Below are 23,443 nucleotides of genomic sequence, written 5' to 3' on the forward strand. Positions count from 1 at the left end.
CCGCAAAGATAGTGAGAGACGAGCTCGCGGTGAATCCCCTCACCCGGATCGCATTGCGCTTCGCTCCATGCAATCCGACCTCTCCCCACAAGCGGGGTGAGGTGACTATCTACGCCGCCCCGTCGCGGAGCGGCGGCTGGAACGACAGCGCGGTATCCCAAGGGAAGAAGATCCAGGTGTCCTGCGACACCTCGGTGATGTAGGTGTCGACCAGCGGCCGGCCCTTCGGCTTGGCATAGACGGTCGCGAAATGCGCGTCCGGAAGAAGCTCGCGCACCAGCCTGCCGGTCTTGCCGGTATCGACGAGGTCGTCGACGATCAACAGCCCCTTGCCGGTGCCGCCGCCGAGCTTGGCGGTCTGCTCTGAAATGCCCTTGAGCACTTTTAGATCGCCCTGCTTGTCATGGTCATAGCTGGCGACGCAGACGGTATCGATCACCCGCAGGCCCAGTTCGCGCGCCACGATCGCCGCCGGCACCAGCCCGCCGCGGGTGATCGCGATCACCGCGTGAAACGGGCCGACCTCGTTGAGCCGCCAGGTCAGCGCCCGGCAGTCCCGGTGGAATTGATCCCACGAGACCGGAAACGGCCTGCCGGCCCGATCCTGTGCACTCGGTTCGGAATTTCTTTCAACCATATCGTCTCAACCCGCCGGCTTCTTCTGCGCGGCCTGCACTTGCTTCAGCATATCCTTCACCGCGATCATCGCCGCCGCGAGCTTTTCCGGATCGCGTGAGCGCACCACGAGATTGGTGTTCGGCTTCTGGTTCTCGTCCTGGAACGGATAGCTGCCGATGATGGTGTCGGGATTGGCTTCCGCGATCGCCCGCAGCGGGCCGCCGATATCGCCTTCCCTTGCGTCGGCGCGGACCGAATCCGACAGCATCCGCACGCCGGACTTCAGGGTCGGCGCCACGATATCCATCATCGCCTGCATGATGGTGGGGATGCCGGCCATCACGATGACATTGCCGAGCTTGAAGCCCGGCGCCAGGATGGTCGCGCTCTGGATCAGCTCGGCGCCGTCGGGCACCCGGGCCATTCTGAGCCGCGCCTCGTTGAGGTCCTGCTCGCTCCAGCGCTCCCTGAACCGCGCCACCACCTCGGGGTGATGGTGGATATCGACCCCGAACGCCCTCGCCACGCTGTCGGCGGTGATGTCGTCATGGGTCGGCCCGATGCCGCCGGTGGTGAACACGTAAGTGTACCTATGCCGCAGCGCATCAAGCGCGGAGACGATGTCGGCCTCGTCGTCGGCGACGACGCGGACCTCCTTCAGGTCGATGCCGATGTTGGTCAGGTATTCGGCGATGAAGCCGATGTTCTTGTCCTTGGTCCGGCCGGACAGGATCTCGTCGCCGATCACCAATATCCCCGCCGTGACGATCTCGCTCATGGTCTCATTCCCTAACTTGATCCCCTGACATTGCCGATCCAATGCCTTGATGTCACGGGGTTTTGCCGCCGAATTAAGCAGACATCAGCCGGTTTTTCGGGCAGGCCTTCCACCTCACCCATAGCAAATGCCGCAAGCCAATGCATATCGCGCTGGCCCGCCCCTTGCTACCATCCCATCAAGTCATGCACTGTGTCACATGGCTTGGGAGGGCAGTCGGGCTACATGGCAGTCGCGTTCGATGAGATGAACGGCCTCGGCGAGGATCTCCGCCCGGCCTACCAGGAGCTCTCCCGCTGGCTCAAAGAGACGCCGCCGGATGCGCTCGAATATCGACGCCAGGAAGCGGAGCTGCTGTTCCGCCGGATCGGCATCACCTTCGCGGTCTATGGCGATGCCGAGGCCCAGGAGCGGCTGATCCCCTTCGACGTCATCCCCCGCATCATGTCGGCGACCGAGTGGACGCTGCTGGAGAAGGGCCTCAAGCAGCGCGTGCTCGCGCTCAACATGTTCTTGAAGGATATCTATCACGGCCGCGACATCCTGCGCGCCAACGTCATCCCCGAAGATCTGATCTTCCAGAACCCGGTGTTCCGTCCGGAGATGAACGGCCAGGACGTGCCGCACGACATCTACGTCCACATCGCCGGCATCGACATCATCCGCACCGATCCCGACAATTTCATCGTGCTGGAGGACAATGCGCGCACGCCATCCGGCGTGTCCTACATGCTGGAAAACCGCGAGATCATGATGCGGCTGTTTCCGGACCTGTTCGCGCGGCACCGCGTCGCGCCGGTGGAGCGTTATCCGGACGAGCTGCTGTCGGCGCTGCGGTCGGTGGCGCCGCACAGCGCCTCCGCCGAGCCGACGGTCGCGCTGATGACGCCCGGTGTCTACAACTCGGCCTATTACGAGCACTCCTTCCTCGCCGACAAGCTCGGCATCGAACTGGTCGAGGGGCGCGACCTCATCGTCAAGAACGATGAGGTGTTCATGCGCACCACCGAGGGGCTGAAGCGGGTCGACGTGATCTACCGCCGCGTCGACGACGATTTTCTCGATCCCCTCACCTTCCGTCCGGATTCCGCGCTCGGCGTCCCCGGACTGATGTCGGCCTACGCCGCCGGCAACATCACGCTCGCCAATGCGGTCGGCACCGGCATCGCCGACGACAAGGCGATCTATTCCTACATGCCTGATATCGTGAAGTTCTATCTCAGCGAGGAGCCAATCCTGAAGAACGTGCAGACCTGGCGCTGCCGCGAGGCGCAGGATCTGTCCTACGTGCTCGACAACCTCGCCGACCTCGTCGTCAAGGAGGTGCACGGCTCGGGCGGCTACGGCATGCTGATCGGACCCGCCGCCACCAAGGCGACGATCGAGGCGTTCCGCGACAAGCTCAAGCGCGAGCCCGAAGGCTTCATCGCCCAGCCGACGCTGGCGCTGTCGACCTGCCCGACCTGCACCGACAAGGGGCTGGCGCCGCGCCATGTCGACCTCCGCCCGTTCGTGCTGACCGGCTCTAGCCACACCACCATCGTGCCCGGCGGGCTGACCCGCGTCGCGCTGAAGGAAGGCTCGCTCGTCGTCAATTCGAGCCAGGGCGGCGGCACCAAGGACACCTGGATACTGAGTGAGTGATTTGAAGCCAAACGCGCTGCGCGAGCCCTCCCTCCCCCTGCAAGGGGGAGGGTCGGGGTGGGGGTCGGCCGCATACGCCGAATGGAGAGAAGACCCTCACCCGCCGCTGCGCGTCGACCTCCCCCTTTCAGGGGGAGGTGAAACACGTTTCGTCTTGTAGGGACTATCGCATGCTGTCGCGCACCGCCGAAAACCTGTTCTGGCTGGCCCGTTACGTCGAACGCGCCGAATATTTGGCGCGCACCATCGATGCGACGTTGCGCGTCACCGCGCTGCCCGCGGCCTATGTCGGCAAGACCAACGAGTGGGATTCCGCACTGCTCACCGCCGGCGTCGGCGCGAGCTTCTACGATCACTATGAGGAAGCCAACGAGCGGAACGTCATCGAATATCTCTCCTTCTCGTCGGAAAATGCGTCCTCGATCAAGAACTGCATCGAGGCGGCGCGGCTCAATTCACGCTCGGTGCGCACCGCGCTGACATCCGAAATGTGGGACACCATCAATTCGGCCTGGATCGAGCTGCAGGCGGTCTGGAACAAGGGTCCCGCCAACCGCGAGGAGCTGGCCAAATTCCTGCGCTTCGTGCAGGAGACCTCGCTGCGTTTCGACGGCTCGGCCTACCGCACCATGCTGCGCAACGACGCCTACTGGTTCTCGCGGCTCGGGGTCCATCTCGAGCGCGCCGACAATACCGCGCGGATTCTCGACGTGAAGTATCACATGCTGTTGCCCGAGGAGGAGCATGTCGGCGGCCCGCTGGACTACTACCAGTGGACCTCGATCCTGCGCTCGGTGTCGGCAACGACCGCCTATCACTGGGTCTACCGGGAAACCCTGAAGCCCTGGCTGATCGCCGACCTCCTGATCCTCAACGATACGCTGCCGCGCTCGCTTGCCAGCTGCTACAGCAACCTCGTGCGCAACCTCGACCAGATTGGCGTCGCCTATGGCCGCCAGGGCGCCTCGCAACGCCATGCCCGCGGCATCAGGAACCGGCTCGAGCACAGCAACATGGATGATATCTTCCAGCACGGCGTGCACGAATTCATCCAGGAGTTCATCGCGGACAACTCACGGCTGGGTGAGATCATCACCAAGCAGTACCTGATCTAACCGATACGGCTGAAAAACGCTCAAATTGTCGTCATGGCGGGCCAAAAGCGCGAAGCGCGTCTTCGCATGGGTGTCCCGGCCATCGACGTCTTGCTTTCGCGCCCGATTAGGACGAAAGACGTCATGCCCCGAAAAACCGACTGAACTCCGGTTGAGCCATGCGCCTGCGGATAGCCCATACCACCACGTATCGCTACGAGCCGGCGGCCTCGGGCGTGATCCAGATTCTGCGGATGACGCCCGGCAGCCATGACGGCCAATATGTCGCGGACTGGCAGATCGACGTCTCGACCGATTCCCGGCTCGACACCCATGAGGACGCCTTCGGCAACGTCACGCATGTGCTGACGCACGGCTCGATCGCTGACCTCACGATCCATTGCGAGGGCCTGATCGAGACCCAGGATACCGGCGGCGTGCTGCGCGGCAGCGACGAGCGGTTTCCGCCGAGCCTGTTCCTGCGTCCCACACCGCTGACCGACCTCAACCCGGCAATGACGGCCGTCGTGCGCGAGCTGCGCACCGAGGCCGGCGGCGACGTGCTCGGCTTCCTGCACGCGCTGATGGCGCAGATCTACGAGCACATGACCTTCGACGAGGACCCGACCAACAGCGCCACCTCGGCCGCCGAGGCGTTCGCGCTGAAGTGCGGTGTCTGCCAGGACTACGCGCACATCCTGATCGCCTGCGCGCGCGCCGGCGGCGTTCCGGCGCGGTTCGTCTCCGGCCACTTCCTGCGCTCCGACGGCATGGTCAACCAGCAGGCCGGCCATGCCTGGGCCGAGGCCTTCGTGCCCGATCTCGGCTGGGTCGGCTTCGACGCCGCCAACGGCATCTGCACCACCGACGCCCATGCCCGCGTCGCGATCGGCCTCGACTATCTAGGCGCCGCCCCGGTCCGCGGCACCCGCTATGGCGGCGGCAACGAGACGCTGACGGTCGCGGTCAAGGTCGATCAGGCCGGCCGCCCCGGACAGTGGCAGAGCCAGACGCAATCGTAGGCGGTGCACCACGCACGTTCGTCTCGTTTCCCGATCGTGACCGGACGGGCCGACCGGCCGTGATATGATCGCTGCTGCAACCACACCAGCGGGACAAGCCATGGCCACCGTAAAACTGCTTTCCGACGCCGAACTCCCGGCGGAGGCACGCGCCGTCTTCGACGACATCCGCAAGACGCGGAACTCGGACTTCATCAACAATTTCTGGCGCGCGCTCGCGCATGATCCGAAGACCCTGCGGCGGACTTGGGAGAGCATCAAGGAGGTGATGGCACCGGGCGCGCTCGATCCGAAGGTCAAGGAGATGCTCTACGTCGCCGTCTCGGTGGCGCACGGCTGCAGCTATTGCATTCACTCGCACACCGCGAGCGCCCGCGCCAAGGGCATGACCGACGCCGAATATCAGGAAATGCTGGCGATCGTCGGCATGGCCGCCGAGACCAACCGGCTGGTCACGGCGCTCGGCGTGCCCGTCGACGAGGCGTTCCTCGTCGATGCACCTGCGGGACAGAGGCAGGAGCCGTGACGCTTGTCTCGCGAATGAGTGATGTCACGAAATGCGCTCGACGTCGGATTTGAGGACAACCAGGAAACGGGCAGCTTCGCCGCCCGTCACCACCCGATGATCGAAGGTCAGCGATAGCGGCAGCGTGCGCCGGACCGCAACCTGTCCCCGAAGCGCGACCACGCGCTCCGATATCCGCCCGGCGCCGACGATCGCCGTCTGCGGCGGCACGATGATGAGATTGGCAAACCGGCCTCCGATCATACCGAAGTTCGACAACGTGATCGTCGCACCGCGCAATTCCTCCGGGGGTATCGCGCGCGCGATTGCGTCGGCTCGCAGACGGTCGAGTCCGGCCCGCAGGTCCGATACGCTCCGCTCCGCGACATTGCGCAGCACGGGAACGATCAGGCCGCCGCCGGTGTCGACGGCGATGCCGAGATCGATGCGCTCGATCAGGCGCCGTTCTCCCGTACCGGAATGATACCAGGCATTAAGCGCGGGCTCTGCCTTGCAGGCAGCGGCGATCGCCCGCGCCAAGCGGATTGTCACGTCCTCGCCCTGCCGCCAATCGTCGATGTCGGCTTCATCGGTGACCGTCGCGGGGACGATTTCCGCATGCGCTGCCGTCATGCGTTGGGCCATCGCGCGGCGCAAGCCGCGCAGCGGCTCGGCGGGCCCGCTGTGAGACATCCGCTTCGCCGCCCTCTCGACATCGGCCCGCGTGATGGTGCCGCCGGGCCCGGTCGCCTCGACGAGATCGAGCGCGACGTCAAGCTTGCGCGCAAGGGCGCGCACTGCCGGAAACACTTGGGCTCCCTGCCCGCTGGGCGGCGAGGCAGTTGCTGGCGCCGGCCGTTGCTCGCCGGTGTCGAGTTCGCCCACAATCGTGCCGGTGTCCTGCCCGGCGTCCTCGGCGAACTCGACGAGCGGCGCGCCGACCTTCACGATATCGCCCTTGGCACCGAACAGGCGCGCAATGCGTCCGCTCGACGGCGCCGGTATCTCGACCACCGCCTTGTCGGTCTCGACCGAAACGAGCGGCTGATCGGTCACGACGTGATCGCCCTCGTTGACGTACCAGGTGACGATCTCAGCTTCTTCAAGACCTTCACCAAGGTCCGGCAACGTGAACTGGCGCATGGCACAAGGTCCGTTGGTGTTCAGTTGTACTGGTGCGCCTTTCGGGCTGCGGTCACGATGCGTCCGACCGACGGCATGTAGCTTTGCTCAAGGCGGGCCATCGGGATGATCGTGTCGTAGCCGGTGACGCGGGTCACGGGTGCGAGCAGCGAGGATAGTCCGCGCTCGGCGATCATGGCTGCGATCTCCGCGCCAAATCCGCCGGTGTGCGCGGCCTCGTGCACGATGACGCAGCGCCCGGTCTTTGCGACCGACCTGAGCACGGTGTTTTCATCGTAGGGCTTGAGCGTGGCGAGGTCGATAACCTCGGCAGCGATGCCCTCGTCGGCGAGCGCGTCCGCTGCGGCCATCGTTTCCTTCAGCATCGCACCCCAGCTGATCAGCGTGACGTCGCGACCCTCCCTCTCGACAAAGGCGCGATCCATCGGCAAGGCTTCGCCGTTGTCCTCGACCTCGCCTTTCACGGCGCGGTACAACCGCGTCGGCTCCAGGAACACCACCGGATCTGGATCGCGGATCGCGGCGAGGAGAAGTCCATAGGCGCGCTCCGGCGACGAAGGCATCACGACACGCAAGCCCGGAATGTGGGCGAGCATCGCCTCGGTGCTTTCGGAATGATGCTCGGGCGCGCGAATGCCGGCACCATGCGGCGTCCGCAGGACCATCGGACAGGTCAGTCGTCCCTGGGTACGGTTGCGCAGCCGTGATGCGTGGTTCACCAGCTGATCGAGACAGGGATAGATAAATCCCATGAACTGGATTTCGCCGATGGGCTTCAATCCCTGCGCGGCCATGCCGACGCAAAGCCCGCTGATCAGGAGTTCGGCAAGCGGCGTATCGAGGACGCGCTCCGGACCGAAGCGCTCCTGCAAGCCGGCCGTCGCGCGGAAGACGCCGCCATTGACGCCGACATCCTCGCCGAGCACGACCACATCGGGATCATCCGCCATGGCGCGGCCGAGAGCCAGATTGATGGCTTCGACCAACGTGACTTCAGGCATCGTTCTCTCCCGCGAGTTCGCGGCGCTGCGCGGCATACGCCTCGGGCAGCTCGGCATAGAGGTTGTCGAACATGGTTTCGGCTCGGCGCGGCGGCGTCTTCAAATAGCGCTCCACCGCCGCTTCGATGCGCTCATGGCACTCGGCGGCGAGGTGCTCCTCGTCCGCCTTGGTCCACATCTTCTGACCCACAAGATAGGACCTGAGGCGCGCGATCGGCTCTTCCTTCCAGTGCGCCTGGACTTCTTCGGCCGAACGATAGCGCAATGCATCATCTGACGTCGTGTGATCGCCGAGCCGGTAGGTGACCGCTTCGATGAAGTGAGGGCCCTTGCCATCGCGGGCAGCGGCAATGGCCTCCTCGGCGGCGGCGCGCATCGCCACCACATCACTCCCGTCCACCTGCTCGCCGCTGAACCCGGCGCCGATGGCCTTCTGCGCCAGCGTCTCGGACGCCGTCTGCAGCCGCAGCGGCACCGATATGGCCCATTGATGGTTGGTGGCGACGAATACGAGCGGCAATTTGTGAACGCCGGCGAAATTCATGGCCTCGTAGACGTCGCCTTTCGAGGTGGCGCCGTCGCCGAACAGGCAGACGGCCACGCGTGGCTCCTTGCGCAGCTTCAGGGCATAGGCAACACCGGCGGCGTGCGGCGCCTGTGATCCGACGGGAACGCAGAACGGGAAATCGTGGCGCGGACCGGAGAAGTCATTGCCTCGCTCGTCGCCGCCCCAGAACAGCAGGATCTCCTCCAGCTTGACGCCACGCCAAAGCAACGCACCGTTGTCGCGATAGGAGGGCAGCAGAACGTCATCTTCCCGCATCGCACTCGCGATGCCGACCGACACCGCCTCCTGGCCGAGCGAAACGGCATAGGTTCCCAGTCGACCAGTGCGCTGCAATGCAACCGCCTTTCGGTCAAACAGGCGCAAGAGCACCATCGACCGGTAAAGTTCGGCGAGCAGCCTGGCATCGGTGGCGAAGGCAGGAAGCGGCCGCTCTATCGAGCCGTCGGGCGCGAGATAATTGCGGCGGCGCACCTCAAAGCGCGCAATGACGGGGAGCTCTTCGTTTGCTCTTTTGCTGGCCACGCGCTCATTCCTGGAGCGGTTCTGCCTCCCACATTTAGCTATTTGGTGTTCGAGCCGCGACGATGCAATACCGCGGCAGCTTCGCTCTGGGCGCACGCGTCAGCGGCCGGGTCGTGAGGATCGATCGACAGGATCCGTGGCACAGCGCCGCAACTGCGGTATAAGAGAGCATGGCAAATGGTCAGGTTGTCCTCGTAACAACTGCGCCGTTGGACGGCGGCCCGCCTGTTCGCTCGGTCTTCTTCGTGGCTGAAGGAGACGCGGCAAAGGCCACGGCAATTATTGCGGACATGATGGCCCCGAATGAAACGATCGAAGCGTGGGGGCCGCTTCCCGAAGCAGCTGTCAAGGCGCTCGGGTTGAAACCCGGTGACTACACCCACACCTGACTTGCACCGGATAGCTGTCCGGCGCGCGAAGGTCTGCGGCCGCATCCTTGCGCAGAGGGTGTGATCTTGATGCGGCGCCCTCGCTTACGCGAGGCCGCCGCGCTCCCGATCACAACGCGGGGAGCCCTCTTTCTCGAACAAGCGACGTGGCGTAATCTACGTCGAGCTGCCCTTTGAGACGGGACGGGCCGACGTCGCCGTTTGAAGGAACGGGCAGCGGTCAGGCCGTCGGCAGGCATCGCAGTCTGAAAGCAGCGCCTGCCTTATGTGGCGCTCCCTCAACTTCAACATGAAGCAGGTTGGCCCGCCGCGCGCGCGGCAGACAAGGGCAGTGCTTAACCCTTGGAGGACGACATGGCGACATTCATCTTGAGGATCGACTGGACCGACCAGGGAATTCGTAATGTCAAGGAAGCTCCCAAACGCAGCCGAGCGGCGAAAGAACTCGCCAAGACGCTGGGTGTCGAAATCAAGGAGGTCTATCTCACCTCCGGCGAGCACGACATCCTTCTTCTCGCCGAGGCGCCTCTCGGCGACAACATCACAAAACTCGCGCTGGCCCTTAGTTCTCTGGGAAACATACGGACCTGCACATCACGGGCCTGGCCCGAGGCCGAGTGGACCAAGCTGATATCCGAGCTTCCGTAGCGGCTTCGGGATGTTCCTATGGATCTCTGCGCGGTCTGACTGACGGGCGCCGTCGATCTTGACACCCGGCGATCGGCGCAAGCGTGTGTGCGCAGGAACCGAGACTGCTCCTCGTCGTGTGAACGAGCAAAGGACGAGGCGCACGAGGGCGACGGCGGACGTCGTCGCCGGCGGGGGCCGCACGCCCTATTTATCCAGCCAGACATCCTCGAAACGCAGATTGTTGTACTGGCTGTTGTCGTGCGGATGGAAGTTCTTCACGTAAGGCTGCCAGCAATTGCCGGCCGATGAGTGCAGGATGACCGGCCGCGCGGCGTCGTCGACCAAGAGGCGCTCGATGTCGAACACGATCTTGCGGCGCGTGTCCTTGTCGACCTCGCGCGACTGCGCCGCCAGCAGCTTGTCGACCTCGGCATTGCAGTACTGGGTGTAGTTGCGCTCGGAGTTGCAGGAATAGTTCTCGACCAGATTGCCGTCGGGATCGTCGACGCTGACGCCGGTGACATTGAGGCCGATGGTGTAATCCTTGCGCTGCAACCGCGAGTACCAGCGCGGCGTATCCAGAATGTCGAGCTCGGCTGTGATGTAGATCTTCTTGAGCTGGTCGGCGAGGATCACCGCCGGATCGCGATAGGTCGGCAGATTGCGGGTCTGGATCTTGATCGACAGCGGCTTGGCTTCACTGTAGCCGAGCTTCTGCATGATCGCCTGCGCCTCGGCGAGGTTCTTCGCGGTATCGGGGCCGTAACCCATCAGCGTCGACAGGATCTCCGGCGGCATGCCCCACTCGCCTTCGGGCTTGGCCTGCATCGCGCCGCCGAGCCGTCCGGTGCCTTCGAACAGAATGCTGTTGAAGGCCTTGCGATCCAGCGCCAGCGACATCGCCTTGCGGATCTCCGGATTGTCGAACGGCGGATTGACGCGGTTGACCAGAAGATTGATCTGCAGATTGGTCGACGTCATCTCGCAGATCGCGTTCGGCGCCCGCGCCTTGACGTCCTTCATCAGGGGAATGCTGACGTCGGACGGAAAGGTGATGTCATAGTCGCCGGTCGCGAACGCCAGCATGCGGGTGGCGCGACTGTCGATCGAGCGCACCGTGATCTCGTCGAGATACGGCCGATCCTTCTTGAAGTAATCGGGGTTGCGGATCAGACGGATGGAGTCACCGCGCCGGAACTCGACGAACTTGAACGGCCCGGTGCCGACCGGTTTGGTGCGCATCACCTGCTGCGGCACGTGGCAGGGATAGACCACCGAGAAGGCGCTGGCGAGCAGCGCCAGCAGGCCAGGCTGCGGCTCGGTCAGCTCGAAGGTCGCCTCATCCTCGCCATTGATGCTGACGTCCTTGAGCTTCGAGTACCAGACCTTGCGCGGGTTGCGCTTGAAGTCCGGTGTTTTGACGTCTTGGGTCTCGCTCTTGCCGATCAGCATCCGCCAGGTGCACTGCACGTCCTTGGCGGTGAACGGCTGACCGTCATGCCACTTCACGCCGTGGCGCAGCCTGAAGGTAAGCTTCGTGTTGGTCTGGTCCCACGACCAGCTCTCGGCGAGATCGGGGATCACGGTGTCGATGCTTTCGTGCACCTTGGCCGGATCGAACACCACGAGGTTGTTGAAGACGGCCGCGAACGGCATCACCGAGGCGATGGTGGATTCCTCGAGCAGCGAGGTCGAGGGCGGATTGTCGTTGTGATAGAGCCGCAGCGTGCCGCCCTTCTTCTGCGCCGATGCAGGGCTCGCGGCGAGCGCCGCGAAACCCAATGCCACGATGCACGCGGCCAGTTTGAACGACATTCTCGCCTCCCGAAATTTCTTGTTGTCGTCGGTTGCAGGCAGTCGAGCACAACACCCCGCCCCTCGCAACGACGCGGGGCCAAGATCATTGCCGGCTGCGCGCAACGCAGAGCGAGACCGGGATGCGCCCCGCAACCTGGACGGCTGGAACGGGCGCCCGGCCATCGCTCGGTCGTCCCGCCCCTCTTTGACGGGCCACTGCACCTCCCGTCACGGGGAATTGGGGTTGGATGCATCCTCGAAATTGGCTACTAGTTTCCGGCCGAGAAACTCGGGCCGTCTGAGGACTTGAAATGACCTATTGCTGCGGAATTCTGGTGCGCGACGGGCTCGTCATGATCGCCGATACCCGCACCAATGCCGGCCTCGACAATGTCTCGACCTTCCGCAAGCTGCACATCTTCGAAAAGCCCGGCGAGCGCATCATGGCGATCGCCAGCGCCGGGAATCTGGCGATCAGCCAGTCGGTGCTGTCGACCCTGACCGAGGGCATGGAAAATCCGGACACCGGTGAACTCGAGACCCTGATGAACGCCCCGACCATGTTCCAGGCGGCGCAGCGGATCGGCCGCGCCATCCGCTCGGTGCACGCAACCGAGGGCGATGCGCTGCGCGCCGAGGACATCTCCTTCGACGTCTCGTTCCTGTTCGGCGGCCAGATCAAGGGCTCGCGGATGCGCCTGTTCATGGTCTACACCGCCGGCAACTTCATCGAGTGCACCACCGACACGCCATACCTGCAGATCGGCGAGCACAAATACGGCAAGCCGGTGCTCGACCGCGCCATGCATTACGACGTCGAGCTCTACGAGGCGCTCAAAACGGGCCTGATCTCGATGGATTCGACGATGCGCTCCAACCTCGGCGTCGGCCTGCCGATCGACGTGCTCGTGGTGCGCACCGATGCCTGCGAGGCCGATCTCAATCACCGCATCGAGGCCGGCGAGCCCTATTTCCACGACCTGCGCTCGCGCTGGTCGGCGGCGCTCCGTGCGGCGCACCAGAACATTCCACGCCCACCCTACAAGAACGAAACCGAAGCAAAAACCAAGTAAGAGGAAACTCGGATGACTGAGGCAACCCGCAAGATCGCACTCGTGACCGGCGCCGGCACCGGCGTCGGACGCGCCGCGTCGCTCGCTTTGATGGACAAGGGCTACACCGTGGTGCTCGCCGGGCGCCGCATCGAGATGCTGGAAGAGACCGCCAAGCTCGGCCCCGCCGGCAAGAGCCTGTGCGTGTCGGCCGACATGGCCAACCCGGCCGCGATCGCCGCGCTGTTCGACAAGGTGAAGGCGACCTATGGCCGGCTCGACGTGCTGTTCAACAACGCCGGCATGGGTGCGCCGCCGGTGAACTTCGAGGACTTAGCCCTCGAGCAGTGGCAGGCCGTGGTCAACACCAACCTCACCGCGCCGTTCCTGTGCACCCAGCACGCCTTCCGCATCATGAAGGACCAGACGCCGCGCGGCGGCCGCATCATCAACAACGGCTCGATCTCGGCGCACGCGCCGCGGCCGTTCTCCGCCGCCTACACCTCGACCAAGCACGCCATCACCGGCCTCACCAAGTCGTCCAACCTCGACGGGCGCATGTATGACATCGCGGTCGGCCAGGTCGATATCGGCAACGCCGCGACCCCGATGACCGACCGCATGGTCAACGGCCCCGGCGTGCTGCAGCCGGACGGCACCACCAAGCACGAGCCGCGCATGGACGCCAAGGCGGTCGGCGATGCCGTCGCCTACATGGCCGGCCTGCCGCTCGACGCCAACGTGCTATTCATGACTGTGATGGCGACCAAGATGCCGTTCGTGGGCCGGGGCTGATCTTCTCATCCCTGCTTGCGGCAGGGCTATCACGACGGCCGGCCGGGCTTGTCCCGGCCGACCGTCGCAGGGGCGCATCGTCAAAATATCGAAAACAACCCCATGCAAGGCAGCCGGCAGCTGCCGGCGTTCGACACGGCGACTTGACACGTCGGGCAAATCAGCGATATTTTTCCATTATTCCGAAATCGTGAAAGCTTGCCGGGGCTGATCTTCCCCTTCTCCCCGCGCGCGGGGAGAAGGTCGGGATGAGGGGCAGTCTCCACTAGGACGGTGAGAGACAAACTCGCGGAGAGTCCCCCTCACCCGGATTGCTGCGCAATCCGACCTCTCCCCGCAAGCGGGGCGAGGTAAGAAGGCCCTACTCCAGCTTCTCCACGTCCCGCAGCGTCGGGAACAGCTTCATCCAGAGCAGCGCGACCGCTACCGTGGCGATGCCGCCGAGCACGGCCGACGGCACGGTGCCGAGCAGCGCCGCGGTGACGCCGCTCTCGAACTGGCCGAGTTGGTTCGACGCGTTGATGAACAGGAAGTTCACCGCGCCGACGCGGCCGCGCATCTCGTCGGGGGTGGCGAGCTGCACCAGCGAGAAGCGGATCACGACGCTGATCGTGTCGGCGGCGCCGAGCACCGCGAGCGCCAGCGCCGACAGCCACATCCAGTGCGACAGCGCGAACACCACCGTCGCGACGCCGAACACGATCACCGCCTGGAACATCCGCATGCCGACGCGGCGGTTGATGGTGTGCCGCGCCAGCACCATCGTCATCAACAGCGCGCCGACCGCGGGCGCGGCGCGCAGGATGCCGAGGCCGAGCGGGCCGGTCATCAGGATGTCGCGGGCATAGATCGGCAGCAGCGCGGTGACGCCGCCGAACAGCACCGCGAACAGATCGAGCGAGATGGTGCCGAGTATCGCCGGATTGCCGCGAACGAAGGTGACGCCGGCAAACAGGTCGTCCGACGACCCGCCGTTCTTCACCGGCGCCTGCTGCAGCCGGCCGATGCCGCCGGTGAGCAGGGCGCCGAACAGCCAGAACACCATCATGATGCCGTAGGGCGCGCTCGGCATCAGGGCATAGGCGAAGCCGCCGAGCGCGGGTCCGGTGATGGTCGCGACCTGCGCCGCGCCGCTCGAGATCGCGGTCGCCCGCTGCAGCGAGCCTTGCGGCGCGATCAGCGGCAACAGCGCGGCGGTCGCCGGGCTCTCGAACGCGCCGGCGATCCCGAGCACGAAGGTCGCGACGAAGATCTGGGTCTCGGAGATGGTGCCGGCAAAAGTGCTTCCGGCGAGAAACAATGCGGTCAGCGCCTCCGCGATCTGGCAGGCCTGCACCACGCGCTTGCGCTCGAAGCGATCGGCGGCGTGGCCGGCGACGAACACCAGGAGCGCCGTCGGCAGAAACTGCACCAGTCCGACCATGCCGAGGTCGAAGGCGCTGCCGGTCAGATCATAGATCTGCCAGCCGATCGCCACCGCGCCGATCTGGCTGGAGAAGCGCGACAGGCTGCGCGACGACAAGAAGAACAGGAACGGTCTGTGGCCGAGCAGATCGCGGGCGCCGGCCGGCGTGGCGGAGGACATGGATGATTGCGTGACCGAGCGCCTGCAACTTGTCAATGGCGACGAGCTGAACGCGCAACAGCATTGCGCTGCGCGAGGCCTCTGCCCATAATCCCGCGAGTTTTTTTGGGGGCGTGATGCTGCAGTTGCAATCGGCGTTCGGCGTGGTGGCGTTGCTCTTGATCGCCTGGGCGCTGAGCGAGAATCGCCTGAAGGTGTCGCTGCGCCAGGCGGCGATCGGACTTGCCGTCACGATCGTCACTGCGATGGTGCTGATCAAGGTGCCGCTGGTGACGCAGGCCTTCGGCGCGATCAATGACGCCGTCGGCACGATCGCCGCCGCGACGCGCGCCGGCACTGCCTTCGTGTTCGGCTATGTCGGCGGCGGCCCGGCGCCGTTCGATCCCAAGGCGCCCGGCTCGGATTTCATCCTCGCCTTCCAGGCGCTGCCGATCGTGCTTGTGATGAGCGTGCTGACGACGCTGTTGTTCTATTGGCGCGTGCTGCCGCCTGTCGTGCGCGGCATGGCCTGGATCCTGGAGCGCACGCTCGGCGTCGGCGGCGCGGTCGGGCTCTCGACCGCGGCCAATATCTTCCTCGGCATGGTCGAAGCGCCGCTCTTCATCCGCCCCTATCTCGCACAGCTGACGCGCTCCGAATTGTTTCTGGTGATGACCGGCGGCATGGCCGGGATCGCCGGCACGGTGTTGGTGCTGTACGCCACGCTGCTGGCGCCGCTGATCCCGGATGCGGCCGCGCATTTCGTCATCGCCTCGGTGCTCGGCGCGCCGGCCGCTATTTTAGTGAGCCTGATCATGGTGCCGGAGACGTCGGACAAGCGCACCGGCGGATCGCTCGACAATCCCGATATCCAGGTGTCGTCGACGATGGACGCCATCGTGAAGGGCACGGCCGCCGGGCTCGAGCTCTTGATGAACATCATCGCGATGCTGCTGGTGCTGGTCGCGCTGGTCTATCTGGCGAACGCGATCATCGGCCTGCTGCCGGAGATCGGCGGCGCGAAGATTTCGCTGCAGCGGCTGCTTGGTTACGTGATGGCGCCTGTGTGCTGGCTGATGGGCCTGCCCTGGCCGCAGGCGATCACGGCCGGAAGCCTGATGGGCACCAAGACTGTGCTGAACGAGTTGATCGCCTATGTCGACCTGTCGAAGCTCGGCCCCGACGCGCTCGATTCGCGCTCGCGGCTGATTATGCTCTACGCGATGTGCGGCTTCGCCAATTTCGCGAGCCTCGGCATCATGATCGGCGGCCTCGGCATCATGGCGCCCGAGCGGCGCGACGAGATCAACGCGCTCGGGCTGAAGTCGATCGTCTCCGGCACGCTGACGACCTGCCTGATGGGTGCGATCGTGGGGATGCTGACGCAGCCGTAGCCCGGATGAAGCGAAGCGCAATCCGGGGCCGCTCGGCCCGCGTGCGCGATTCCCAGATTGCGCTTCGCTCCATGCGGACTACGAAACCGGCGTGCCCGCAAGAGTACCGTGGGTTCGAATCCCACCCTTCCGCCAGTCAAGGCCAAAATTTTCAGTATTTGGTGGTTTCCACCACCAACGGCGACTAACCAAGGCGACGCATCTATTCTAAACAGTCCGCCGAATACGCGCTCTTTTGAGGTTCGCTCTCTTAGATTCTGAAAAGCACCTTCGTCTGACCGGCGGACTAATCATGAATCTGCAGGCCGTCGAAACAGTATTGAGGTACTTCCTTGTACTTCAAAAGGGAGAAACACACGAATTTCCAAAAATCGGCGATACCTACGCGCAGGAGACGTTTGCGACGAATTACATGTCGCTTGGATTCATTATCGATGTTTATAACAACGGCCTCGATAAGGTCGAAGCCCCACTGTACACGGTTGACCGCGGCATCGTGCAAATTCGTGACGCTTTCGCTCACGGGCGACTTGTTACCCGAAACGATTTTCCTGCAACACTGTGGAAATTTGGCCGCGCAAAGGGTGGTAACGTACCCATAGAATTCTCGGTCGTGTTGACCGAGGAATGGCTGGTGAAAACGAATAACTCGATTGTGCGAGAAAAAGACAGGGTGATCGGTTGCTCGAAAGCAAGGGGTTATGTAGGCCTGAGTTGACGTATCACCCCTAACGCCAATTTCTAGGCGTTGGCCTCTCCGGCATCGTCGACGGAACTTGCAACCTTCCCTGCGCGGCATCACCAAGCCAATTCGCCCATCTATCGACGAAGCCTTCCGAATCCAGTCGCTCCATTGGCCACGCCAACTGATATTCGGACATACCGTTCCACAAAGCTTTTGCCGAGACCACGCCTGGGTCTGCCAAAAATGGACGCATAGTCGACGTCTTACGCGAGAAAGGCGAGATCATAAATGCTGTTTCGATCCACTCGAACCGGCCAGCCTCGAAGGCGTCACAATACCACAAAGAGTGACTTCGGCCCTCGAATTCATATCGGTCTCGCGGGATGCGTATAATAATCCCAGAGTGCGCAACAACGTCGAAGTTCGGCGCCTCCCATTCCCACGGCGAGGCTGGCGTCTCGAACACAGGCACCAATTCCAATTGTGCCGCGCCAAGGTTGATTGTTGCACCGTTGCGCTTGCCAGACCTGCTTTGCGTTGCGCTTGGTGCAGCCTCAAGAATCGCCTGGATCAACTCTTCCTGCAGGCTCTTCAGCATTGCCGAGCCGGCGAGGAAAAGGTCCTTTCGCGCTTCGGCCATACTGCGCTTCTCAGATGCCAATCGTTCACCCTCGCTTCGGCGCGCAACTTCTTGTAGGTGGACCTCGCCCAATTTTGCCAGTCCTCCTGATCTTTGCTGGTCCTTCGAACGTTCGAGACGAGCGAGCAAGTTTCCCGGCGAAGGTCGAGCTCCCCCTGCTTTGAAGAGCATTTCTCCGACGAGTGCGCGAAGCGCCGAACTACCATTTGTCAACACCGGTGCGTCGGAGTGTAGATGCTGCTCTCGATAGTCTTCGAAGCTCGGTCCGAGAAACGGGCGCGTACCCGCTAACATCTCAAAAGCCATCACCCCAAGTGCATAAACGTCAGTTGCACTTGTGGCTCTATCTGCTCTCCAACGTTCCGGCGCAGCGTAAGGAGCGGTCATTGCGTACTTCTGAGTATCAGGTGCCGTTGTAGCTTCAGCATATCGTGAGATGCCAAAGTCAGCCAAACACCACTGACCGTCCAAAAGAAGAACGTTCTCGGGTTTTAGATCACGATGAACAACTCGACCATCAAGGTCCGAAAGCGCTGTTGCAATTTCACACAAAATCGCCGTCGTCTCGGTTGGGCTAAGCGACCCACCCGCGCGGTTGAGATGCTCCCGCAATGATTCTTTGGCGCGAGGCATCACTAAGGCCCAACTATTTTCGTGCTCGCCGCTGTCTATGATCGGCACGACGCGACGAACTCCATCCAGCTTCACGAACAGCATCTCTCGCTCCGCACCCGGAGCTTTCGGAACCAGCTTCACAACAGCAGATTCGGCGGCGCCATCCGCGTTCTTGGCCTCAAAAACTCTACCGAAGCCGCCGCCTCCGATGGAGGACCCAATGATCCATTGTTGGTTGAGCTTGACGATCGTCATGGATGCACTCGTTTTGGTGATAGAATCGTCTCAATGCTACCTTTGCGAACTCTCCGAGCCAAGCCCGGCAACCCGCTGACGCTGGCTTTGGCAAGTCAAATTGGTGAACGGCAGCGTTCCACGAACCATCTCAATGAAATTGGCGGAGCATGGGTCGCTGGTGGTCCGTTCTGTCGCGCATTGCAGACACAGCGAACATCGTGTCACCTACCCTAAGTGCCATGCCCTAAAGCAAGAACAGCGACCCTCATTGTGAAAACGGTCTCACCATTCAAGGCTATTGCTTCGCGGTTGGAAGCCACTTGCCATCGCCTCATCTCACCCCTCGCCTGAAGCTCCTTGCAAGTATTGCTGCGCAGACTTCACCGCCTTTGAGAGAAGGCCATTCAGTGTCGCGCCCGCGCCAAGAATTATTGTGGCCACCGTGACTGGTTCCTTCGCAGCACCCGCGAGAACCAACAATTGAAAAACGAAAATTCCACTGAGCGGAGCGAATAGCACAAAGAACTGATGTTCGAGAATGATGCGCATTCGCTCCCCGTACGCGGTCGCATTTAGCGATGCGAAATCAGGCGGTCTAGATATTGCTTGAATGACAAGGATCACCGTTAGCAGGCCAGCGCCGAGGACTGAAAGGAAAATGACCCAGAACGGCGCACCGAGCCCATGAACAATCTTCGCAGCTGTTGCACTTGGGCGGTCTGCGGATGAGGATGCCTGGTCAGCAGCCAGCGAAGATTTTCCATCTGCAACAGACGACAGTGTGACGTCCGGAACTCGCGATGACAGATAATCTGAGGGATAGGTCAGAGAAACAAGCCATTCAGTCCCCGAATTCTCGACATAGGTGCCCTCAAAAATCGTGAGAAAGCCGAGAGTGCGGACTTGTTTACGAGGTACGGATGTATTGAATGTGTTGATTGCGTCCGCGATGAACGAAACTGTGAGCACGGTCAAGACAAGCGACAGCAATAAGGCCACATAATAATACACCGGCCTGAACCTTCCCCCACCTAACGATGCACCGGCTACAACAAAAATCGTAAAAAGAAAGCACGCTGGTGCAAGCAGAAGCCACCACGAGGCGTTTAGTTGGCTCAACCTAACTGCCTCGCCTCCTGGAGCAACGGAGAGAGCGGCCGTCGTTGGTGAACTGAAGAAACGCAGCCAGTTCGAAAAACTAGCAGTTATCCGTATGTCCTTTACGGTGTCGCCGCCTGCGAGCTTCTCCGGAATGGCATCGCATCTGAACTCGCCGGCTGCGTCTGTACGCCGAAGAGGAGGCGTGAAGGATTTTCCGCTTCCGTCATAGCCGACGCACCATACCGACATGCCCTCCATAGGGGCCGCGTCTTGGATCACTCTACCAGTTACAATCCATCCGGCACCCTCCGGCGCCGCTGCGGCCTTTGCTGAAACTGCTGCCGGAGCCTTTTCAGGTGCAGCAATGATCTCAATGTTGTGCGTCAATACAGTGATAATTAGCGAACCCAACGTAACCACGGCGACAAATAACGCGAAGATCAGAGCCGCTCCGGCCGTAATTTGAACATTCGACGCCTTCTCGGCCAGCCTCTTCTCCGCCGACTTGCTTTCATCGGCATTACCGTCAGCCACCTGCTCGTCAACCGCCACGTTTCCTGCTGCTTCTTTCACCACAGCTTCTGTGGCCACCGTCTCCGACGCAACTGTGCTCTGCCCAACCATGCCAATACCCGTCAATGAATACTAAAACGTGAGCGTAAATACTCCTACACGCTAAGGTTTTTGTCTAGCTGTTCGTCCTTACTAAGTTGCTCGCAGCTCGTGCGGGAAAATGTCATTCGGCTTGCGCCCCGCGACGAACCGCCTCTCGCCGTCCATCAGTACTCGCACTCCGATGTCGGAGTTGCGTAAAGCTGAGCCGATGTGTTCCCCCACTTGCCCTCAATGGCAGACATCCGGCCCTACCCGTTTATTGTGCCTTTCGGAGCAAGCGTGGGACTGCAACTGCATCAAATGGTCAATCGCCTTGGCGAGTGACTTCAATTCGTGAGCTATTCCAACAAAAACGCGCGGACGAGGCGTCCGCCCTTCGGGACGTTCTCCGGACGCGCTGTGTACGGCGCGACGAGATCAACGCGCTCGGGCTGAAGTCGATCGTCTCGGGCACGCTGACGACCTGCCTGATGGGCGCGATCTTGGGGATGCTGACATCACCGTAGCCCGGATAGAGCGCAGCGTCCGGGGCGGTGCTGACCATGTGCACGAGTCCCGGATTTCGCTTCGCTCCATCCGGGCTACCAGACCGACGGTCGTACTAGAAAATCGTCATGCCAGGGCTTGACCCGGGCATCCATCGACCAAGGAAAATCTTGCGAAGCAGGATGATGGCCGGGTCAAGCCCGGCCATGACGGCCGCGAAAAGCCTACGCCTTCAGCTCCACCGTCTTGAACTCGGCCGGCAGGATCACCTCCAGCAGTTCGACGTCGTCGGAGTAGTCCAGGATCATATGCCGGATGCGCGGCGGCTGGGTCCAGGCGCTGCCTTGCTGCATCAGCGTCTCGCCCTCGCCTTCCATGTAGGTCTTCACCCAGCCCTTGAGCACATAGACCATCTGGAAGTCGACGTCGTGGAAGTGCAGCTTCGACACTTCATCGGGATTGCACGGTCCCTGCAGCCGGATGACGTGCGCCTGCGCGAGGCCATGCGAGGCGGCGGCGATGCCGAGGTCGCGGTACTTGGCATAGGTGCGCAGCCCGTCGGCCTTGAAGTCCTCTTCGCGGTGATGGCTGATCGCGACGCGCTGCTTCGGCCGTGCCTTGGTGGCAGCTTTCGGCGCACTCTTCTTGGCCGCCGAGACGCGGCCCTTCGACTTGATGGTCTTGCGCGCGGACGATTTCGCGGACGTCTTCTTGGTGCCGGCGCCGAGCCCCGACCATTTCTTCTTCACCGCGGTCTTGGCTGCCGATCTTGATGCCGTCTTCTTGGCCATTGTTTCGCCTCCCGTCTTTTTGTGACGGAGAGAGGCTAACACAAGTCGCGCGCCGCGAGGCGAGCAAAGGCGCACACCGCGCCCTGCCGCTTTGCGGATCAATGCAGCCGGAACACGCCGTCGACGGCGCGCAACTCGGCCGGCTTGACCAGCTTGGAATGCGCCACCGTCACCGAAAACAGCGGGCCTTCGAGCTTCGCCTGCCAGAACGCGAGGAAATCCTGCAGCGCCGGAAATTTCGGAAACAGGTCGTAGTTCTGCCAGACATAGGTCTGCAGCAACGAGGGGTGATCCGGCATCCGATAGAGGATTTGCGCCGTCGTCAGCCCGTACCCCAGCAACTGCTTCCGGAAATCGTCGGAAACAACCCCACCAACTCGCGAGACCATGCCAACCTCCTGTGACGGAGCGCATTCACGTGGTGGCCGACCTCCCCCGCCGGACCACCGGCAATGGATGCGCTCACATGAGAGAAATGTGACGCACGCGACTAACCCATCTCAAGCCCAAATGTTTAATAGGTTGTTGAAATTTCTTGCGTTGGCAGCAGCTTACCGCATCTGCTAATAGCCCCGGCGACCCTTCCGGGCGGCATTAAGGATGCCGAAATGATCTCGGCATCCTTTTGGCAGGCGGCACTCACGAGTGCCAATTTTTCTGCTAGAGGCACTTGCCCGCCGCCAAGGCTTGGCCTATCTCCTGCCCAACCAGTCTGGCACTCGCCGGACTGGACTGCTAACTCTCCAAAAATCTACAGCATCTACAAATGTTTAGGAGGACTGCATGAAATTCCGTCCGCTTCACGACCGCGTCGTGGTCAAGCGTATCGACGCCGAAGAGAAGACTGCTGGCGGCATCATCATTCCGGACAGCGCCAAGGAAAAGCCCTCGCAGGGCGAAGTCATCGCCGTCGGCCCGGGCGGCCGCGATGAAGCTGGCAAGCTGATCCCCATCGACCTCAAGGTCGGCGACCGTGTCCTGTTCGGCAAGTGGTCGGGCACCGAGGTCAAGATCGACGGCGAAGACCTGCTGATCATGAAGGAAAGCGACATCATGGGCGTCCTCGACGTCCCCGCTTCCAAGAAGAAGGCGGCCTAAGCGCCTCCCTCCCTCCCAGGTTAAATCTCTCAAGGAAAAATTCAGATGGCAGCTAAAGAAGTCAAATTCTCCGTCGAGGCGCGCGACAAGATGCTGCGCGGCGTCGACATCCTCGCCAACGCGGTGAAGGTCACCCTCGGTCCGAAGGGCCGCAACGTGGTGCTCGAGAAGTCGTTCGGCGCTCCCCGCATCACCAAGGACGGCGTCACCGTCGCCAAGGAGATCGAGCTCGAGGACAAGTTCGAGAACATGGGCGCCCAGATGGTGCGCGAAGTCGCTTCCAAGTCCGCTGACGCGGCCGGCGACGGCACCACCACCGCGACCGTGCTCGCGGCTGCGATCGTGAAGGAAGGCGCCAAGTCGGTCGCCGCCGGCATGAACCCGATGGATCTGAAGCGCGGTATCGACCTCGCGGTCGAAGCCGTCGTTGCGGACCTCCAGAAGAACTCGAAGAAGGTCACGTCGAACGAGGAGATCGCCCAGGTTGGCACCATCTCCGCCAACGGCGATGCCGAGATCGGCAAGTTCCTCTCCGACGCCATGAAGAAGGTCGGCAACGAGGGCGTGATCACGGTCGAGGAAGCCAAGTCGCTCGAGACCGAGCTCGACGTCGTCGAGGGCATGCAGTTCGACCGCGGCTACATCTCGCCCTACTTCGT

23 protein-coding genes are annotated in these 23,443 nt (G+C 62.6%); 12 read left to right on the forward strand and 11 right to left on the reverse strand.

Translation table 11 applies throughout. The features are described from left to right. Window positions 1-109: 109 nt before the first annotated feature. A complete protein-coding gene (gpt, locus tag AC1VNY_RS22025; RefSeq protein ID WP_028342908.1) occupies window positions 110-637 on the reverse strand; it encodes a xanthine phosphoribosyltransferase in 528 nt (175 codons plus the stop codon). 6 nt (window positions 638-643) lie between these two features. Next, window positions 644-1,396, reverse strand: coding sequence for a competence/damage-inducible protein A (locus AC1VNY_RS22030; protein WP_482406742.1), 753 nt, complete (start codon window positions 1,394-1,396; stop codon window positions 644-646). 225 nt (window positions 1,397-1,621) lie between these two features. On the opposite strand from AC1VNY_RS22030, the gene AC1VNY_RS22035 reads away from it, so the two are divergent. The 4 genes from AC1VNY_RS22035 to AC1VNY_RS22050 all read left to right on the forward strand — a co-directional run bounded on the left by AC1VNY_RS22035 (window position 1,622) and on the right by AC1VNY_RS22050 (window position 5,682). Next, complete coding sequence (locus tag AC1VNY_RS22035; RefSeq protein WP_028336088.1) at window positions 1,622-3,040, forward strand: circularly permuted type 2 ATP-grasp protein; 1,419 nt, start codon at window positions 1,622-1,624, stop codon at window positions 3,038-3,040. Window positions 3,041-3,210: 170 nt separating this feature from the next. After that, on the forward strand, window positions 3,211-4,155 hold the full coding sequence (locus AC1VNY_RS22040; protein ID WP_038383319.1) for an alpha-E domain-containing protein: 945 nt from the start codon (window positions 3,211-3,213) through the stop codon (window positions 4,153-4,155). Window positions 4,156-4,313: 158 nt separating this feature from the next. Then, the gene (locus tag AC1VNY_RS22045) at window positions 4,314-5,156 is read left to right on the forward strand and encodes a transglutaminase family protein (RefSeq protein ID WP_482406743.1); all 843 of its coding nucleotides are present in this window, start codon (window positions 4,314-4,316) and stop codon (window positions 5,154-5,156) included. 100 nt (window positions 5,157-5,256) lie between these two features. Further along, window positions 5,257-5,682 (forward strand): carboxymuconolactone decarboxylase family protein, encoded by a 426-nt coding sequence (locus AC1VNY_RS22050; RefSeq protein WP_038383321.1) that lies wholly within the window; start codon window positions 5,257-5,259, stop codon window positions 5,680-5,682. Window positions 5,683-5,706: 24 nt separating this feature from the next. Here AC1VNY_RS22050 and AC1VNY_RS22055 read toward each other — a convergent pair whose 3' ends face one another. From AC1VNY_RS22055 to pdhA, 3 genes are read right to left on the reverse strand one after another with little or no spacing between them, the layout of a single operon-like run. Continuing rightward, window positions 5,707-6,804 (reverse strand): dihydrolipoamide acetyltransferase family protein, encoded by a 1,098-nt coding sequence (locus AC1VNY_RS22055; protein WP_038383322.1) that lies wholly within the window; start codon window positions 6,802-6,804, stop codon window positions 5,707-5,709. Between the two features lie 20 nt (window positions 6,805-6,824). Further along, window positions 6,825-7,805, reverse strand: coding sequence for an alpha-ketoacid dehydrogenase subunit beta (locus AC1VNY_RS22060; protein ID WP_482406744.1), 981 nt, complete (start codon window positions 7,803-7,805; stop codon window positions 6,825-6,827). Further along, the gene (pdhA, locus tag AC1VNY_RS22065; RefSeq protein WP_482406745.1) at window positions 7,798-8,844 is read right to left on the reverse strand and encodes a pyruvate dehydrogenase (acetyl-transferring) E1 component subunit alpha; all 1,047 of its coding nucleotides are present in this window, start codon (window positions 8,842-8,844) and stop codon (window positions 7,798-7,800) included. The genes AC1VNY_RS22060 and pdhA overlap by 8 nt, the downstream gene beginning before the upstream one ends. A 221-nt stretch (window positions 8,845-9,065) precedes the next feature. Here pdhA and AC1VNY_RS22070 point away from each other — a divergent pair, with 221 nt between their 5' ends. Both AC1VNY_RS22070 and AC1VNY_RS22075 read left to right on the forward strand, forming a co-directional pair. Continuing rightward, on the forward strand, window positions 9,066-9,284 hold the full coding sequence (locus AC1VNY_RS22070) for a hypothetical protein (RefSeq protein WP_028342900.1): 219 nt from the start codon (window positions 9,066-9,068) through the stop codon (window positions 9,282-9,284). A 354-nt stretch (window positions 9,285-9,638) separates the two neighbouring features. Beyond that, window positions 9,639-9,932, forward strand: a complete 294-nt coding sequence (locus AC1VNY_RS22075; RefSeq protein WP_026192964.1) for a GYD domain-containing protein — start codon at window positions 9,639-9,641, stop codon at window positions 9,930-9,932. 186 nt (window positions 9,933-10,118) lie between these two features. On the opposite strand, the gene AC1VNY_RS22080 is transcribed toward AC1VNY_RS22075, so the two are convergent. After that, window positions 10,119-11,729, reverse strand: a complete 1,611-nt coding sequence (locus AC1VNY_RS22080; protein ID WP_482406746.1) for an ABC transporter substrate-binding protein — start codon at window positions 11,727-11,729, stop codon at window positions 10,119-10,121. A gap of 293 nt (window positions 11,730-12,022) precedes the next feature. Here AC1VNY_RS22080 and AC1VNY_RS22085 point away from each other — a divergent pair, with 293 nt between their 5' ends. Both AC1VNY_RS22085 and AC1VNY_RS22090 read left to right on the forward strand, forming a co-directional pair. Beyond that, entirely contained in the window at window positions 12,023-12,784 is a 762-nt protein-coding gene (locus AC1VNY_RS22085) for a proteasome-type protease (protein ID WP_016846384.1), read from the forward strand. Window positions 12,785-12,796: 12 nt separating this feature from the next. Further along, window positions 12,797-13,558: an SDR family oxidoreductase gene (locus tag AC1VNY_RS22090; protein WP_482406747.1), complete on the forward strand. Its 762-nt coding sequence runs from the start codon at window positions 12,797-12,799 to the stop codon at window positions 13,556-13,558. A 361-nt stretch (window positions 13,559-13,919) separates the two neighbouring features. Here AC1VNY_RS22090 and AC1VNY_RS22095 read toward each other — a convergent pair whose 3' ends face one another. Next, window positions 13,920-15,143, reverse strand: coding sequence for an MFS transporter (locus AC1VNY_RS22095; RefSeq protein ID WP_482406748.1), 1,224 nt, complete (start codon window positions 15,141-15,143; stop codon window positions 13,920-13,922). A 116-nt stretch (window positions 15,144-15,259) separates the two neighbouring features. On the opposite strand from AC1VNY_RS22095, the gene AC1VNY_RS22100 reads away from it, so the two are divergent. Beyond that, window positions 15,260-16,516, forward strand: coding sequence for a NupC/NupG family nucleoside CNT transporter (locus AC1VNY_RS22100; RefSeq protein WP_482406749.1), 1,257 nt, complete (start codon window positions 15,260-15,262; stop codon window positions 16,514-16,516). Window positions 16,517-16,808: 292 nt separating this feature from the next. Next, window positions 16,809-17,234 (forward strand): hypothetical protein, encoded by a 426-nt coding sequence (locus AC1VNY_RS22105; RefSeq protein ID WP_482406750.1) that lies wholly within the window; start codon window positions 16,809-16,811, stop codon window positions 17,232-17,234. A 10-nt stretch (window positions 17,235-17,244) separates the two neighbouring features. On the opposite strand, the gene AC1VNY_RS22110 is transcribed toward AC1VNY_RS22105, so the two are convergent. The 4 genes from AC1VNY_RS22110 to AC1VNY_RS22125 all read right to left on the reverse strand — a co-directional run bounded on the left by AC1VNY_RS22110 (window position 17,245) and on the right by AC1VNY_RS22125 (window position 22,075). Then, entirely contained in the window at window positions 17,245-18,711 is a 1,467-nt protein-coding gene (locus tag AC1VNY_RS22110) for a serine/threonine-protein kinase (protein ID WP_482406751.1), read from the reverse strand. Between the two features lie 318 nt (window positions 18,712-19,029). After that, on the reverse strand, window positions 19,030-20,418 hold the full coding sequence (locus AC1VNY_RS22115) for a hypothetical protein (protein WP_482406752.1): 1,389 nt from the start codon (window positions 20,416-20,418) through the stop codon (window positions 19,030-19,032). A gap of 701 nt (window positions 20,419-21,119) precedes the next feature. Next, complete coding sequence (locus AC1VNY_RS22120) at window positions 21,120-21,686, reverse strand: cupin domain-containing protein (protein ID WP_482406753.1); 567 nt, start codon at window positions 21,684-21,686, stop codon at window positions 21,120-21,122. Between the two features lie 98 nt (window positions 21,687-21,784). Next, window positions 21,785-22,075 carry an usg protein gene (locus AC1VNY_RS22125; RefSeq protein WP_026192965.1) on the reverse strand — a complete coding sequence of 97 codons (291 nt, stop codon included), beginning with the start codon at window positions 22,073-22,075 and terminating at the stop codon, window positions 21,785-21,787. Between the two features lie 394 nt (window positions 22,076-22,469). On the opposite strand from AC1VNY_RS22125, the gene AC1VNY_RS22130 reads away from it, so the two are divergent. Both AC1VNY_RS22130 and AC1VNY_RS22135 read left to right on the forward strand, forming a co-directional pair. Next, entirely contained in the window at window positions 22,470-22,784 is a 315-nt protein-coding gene (locus tag AC1VNY_RS22130; protein WP_018272373.1) for a co-chaperone GroES, read from the forward strand. Between the two features lie 45 nt (window positions 22,785-22,829). Beyond that, the coding region (locus AC1VNY_RS22135; RefSeq protein ID WP_482406754.1) for a TCP-1/cpn60 chaperonin family protein at window positions 22,830-23,443 on the forward strand (614 nt) is incomplete at its 3' end.

It is taken from the genome of Bradyrhizobium ferriligni, from assembly GCF_056837965.1.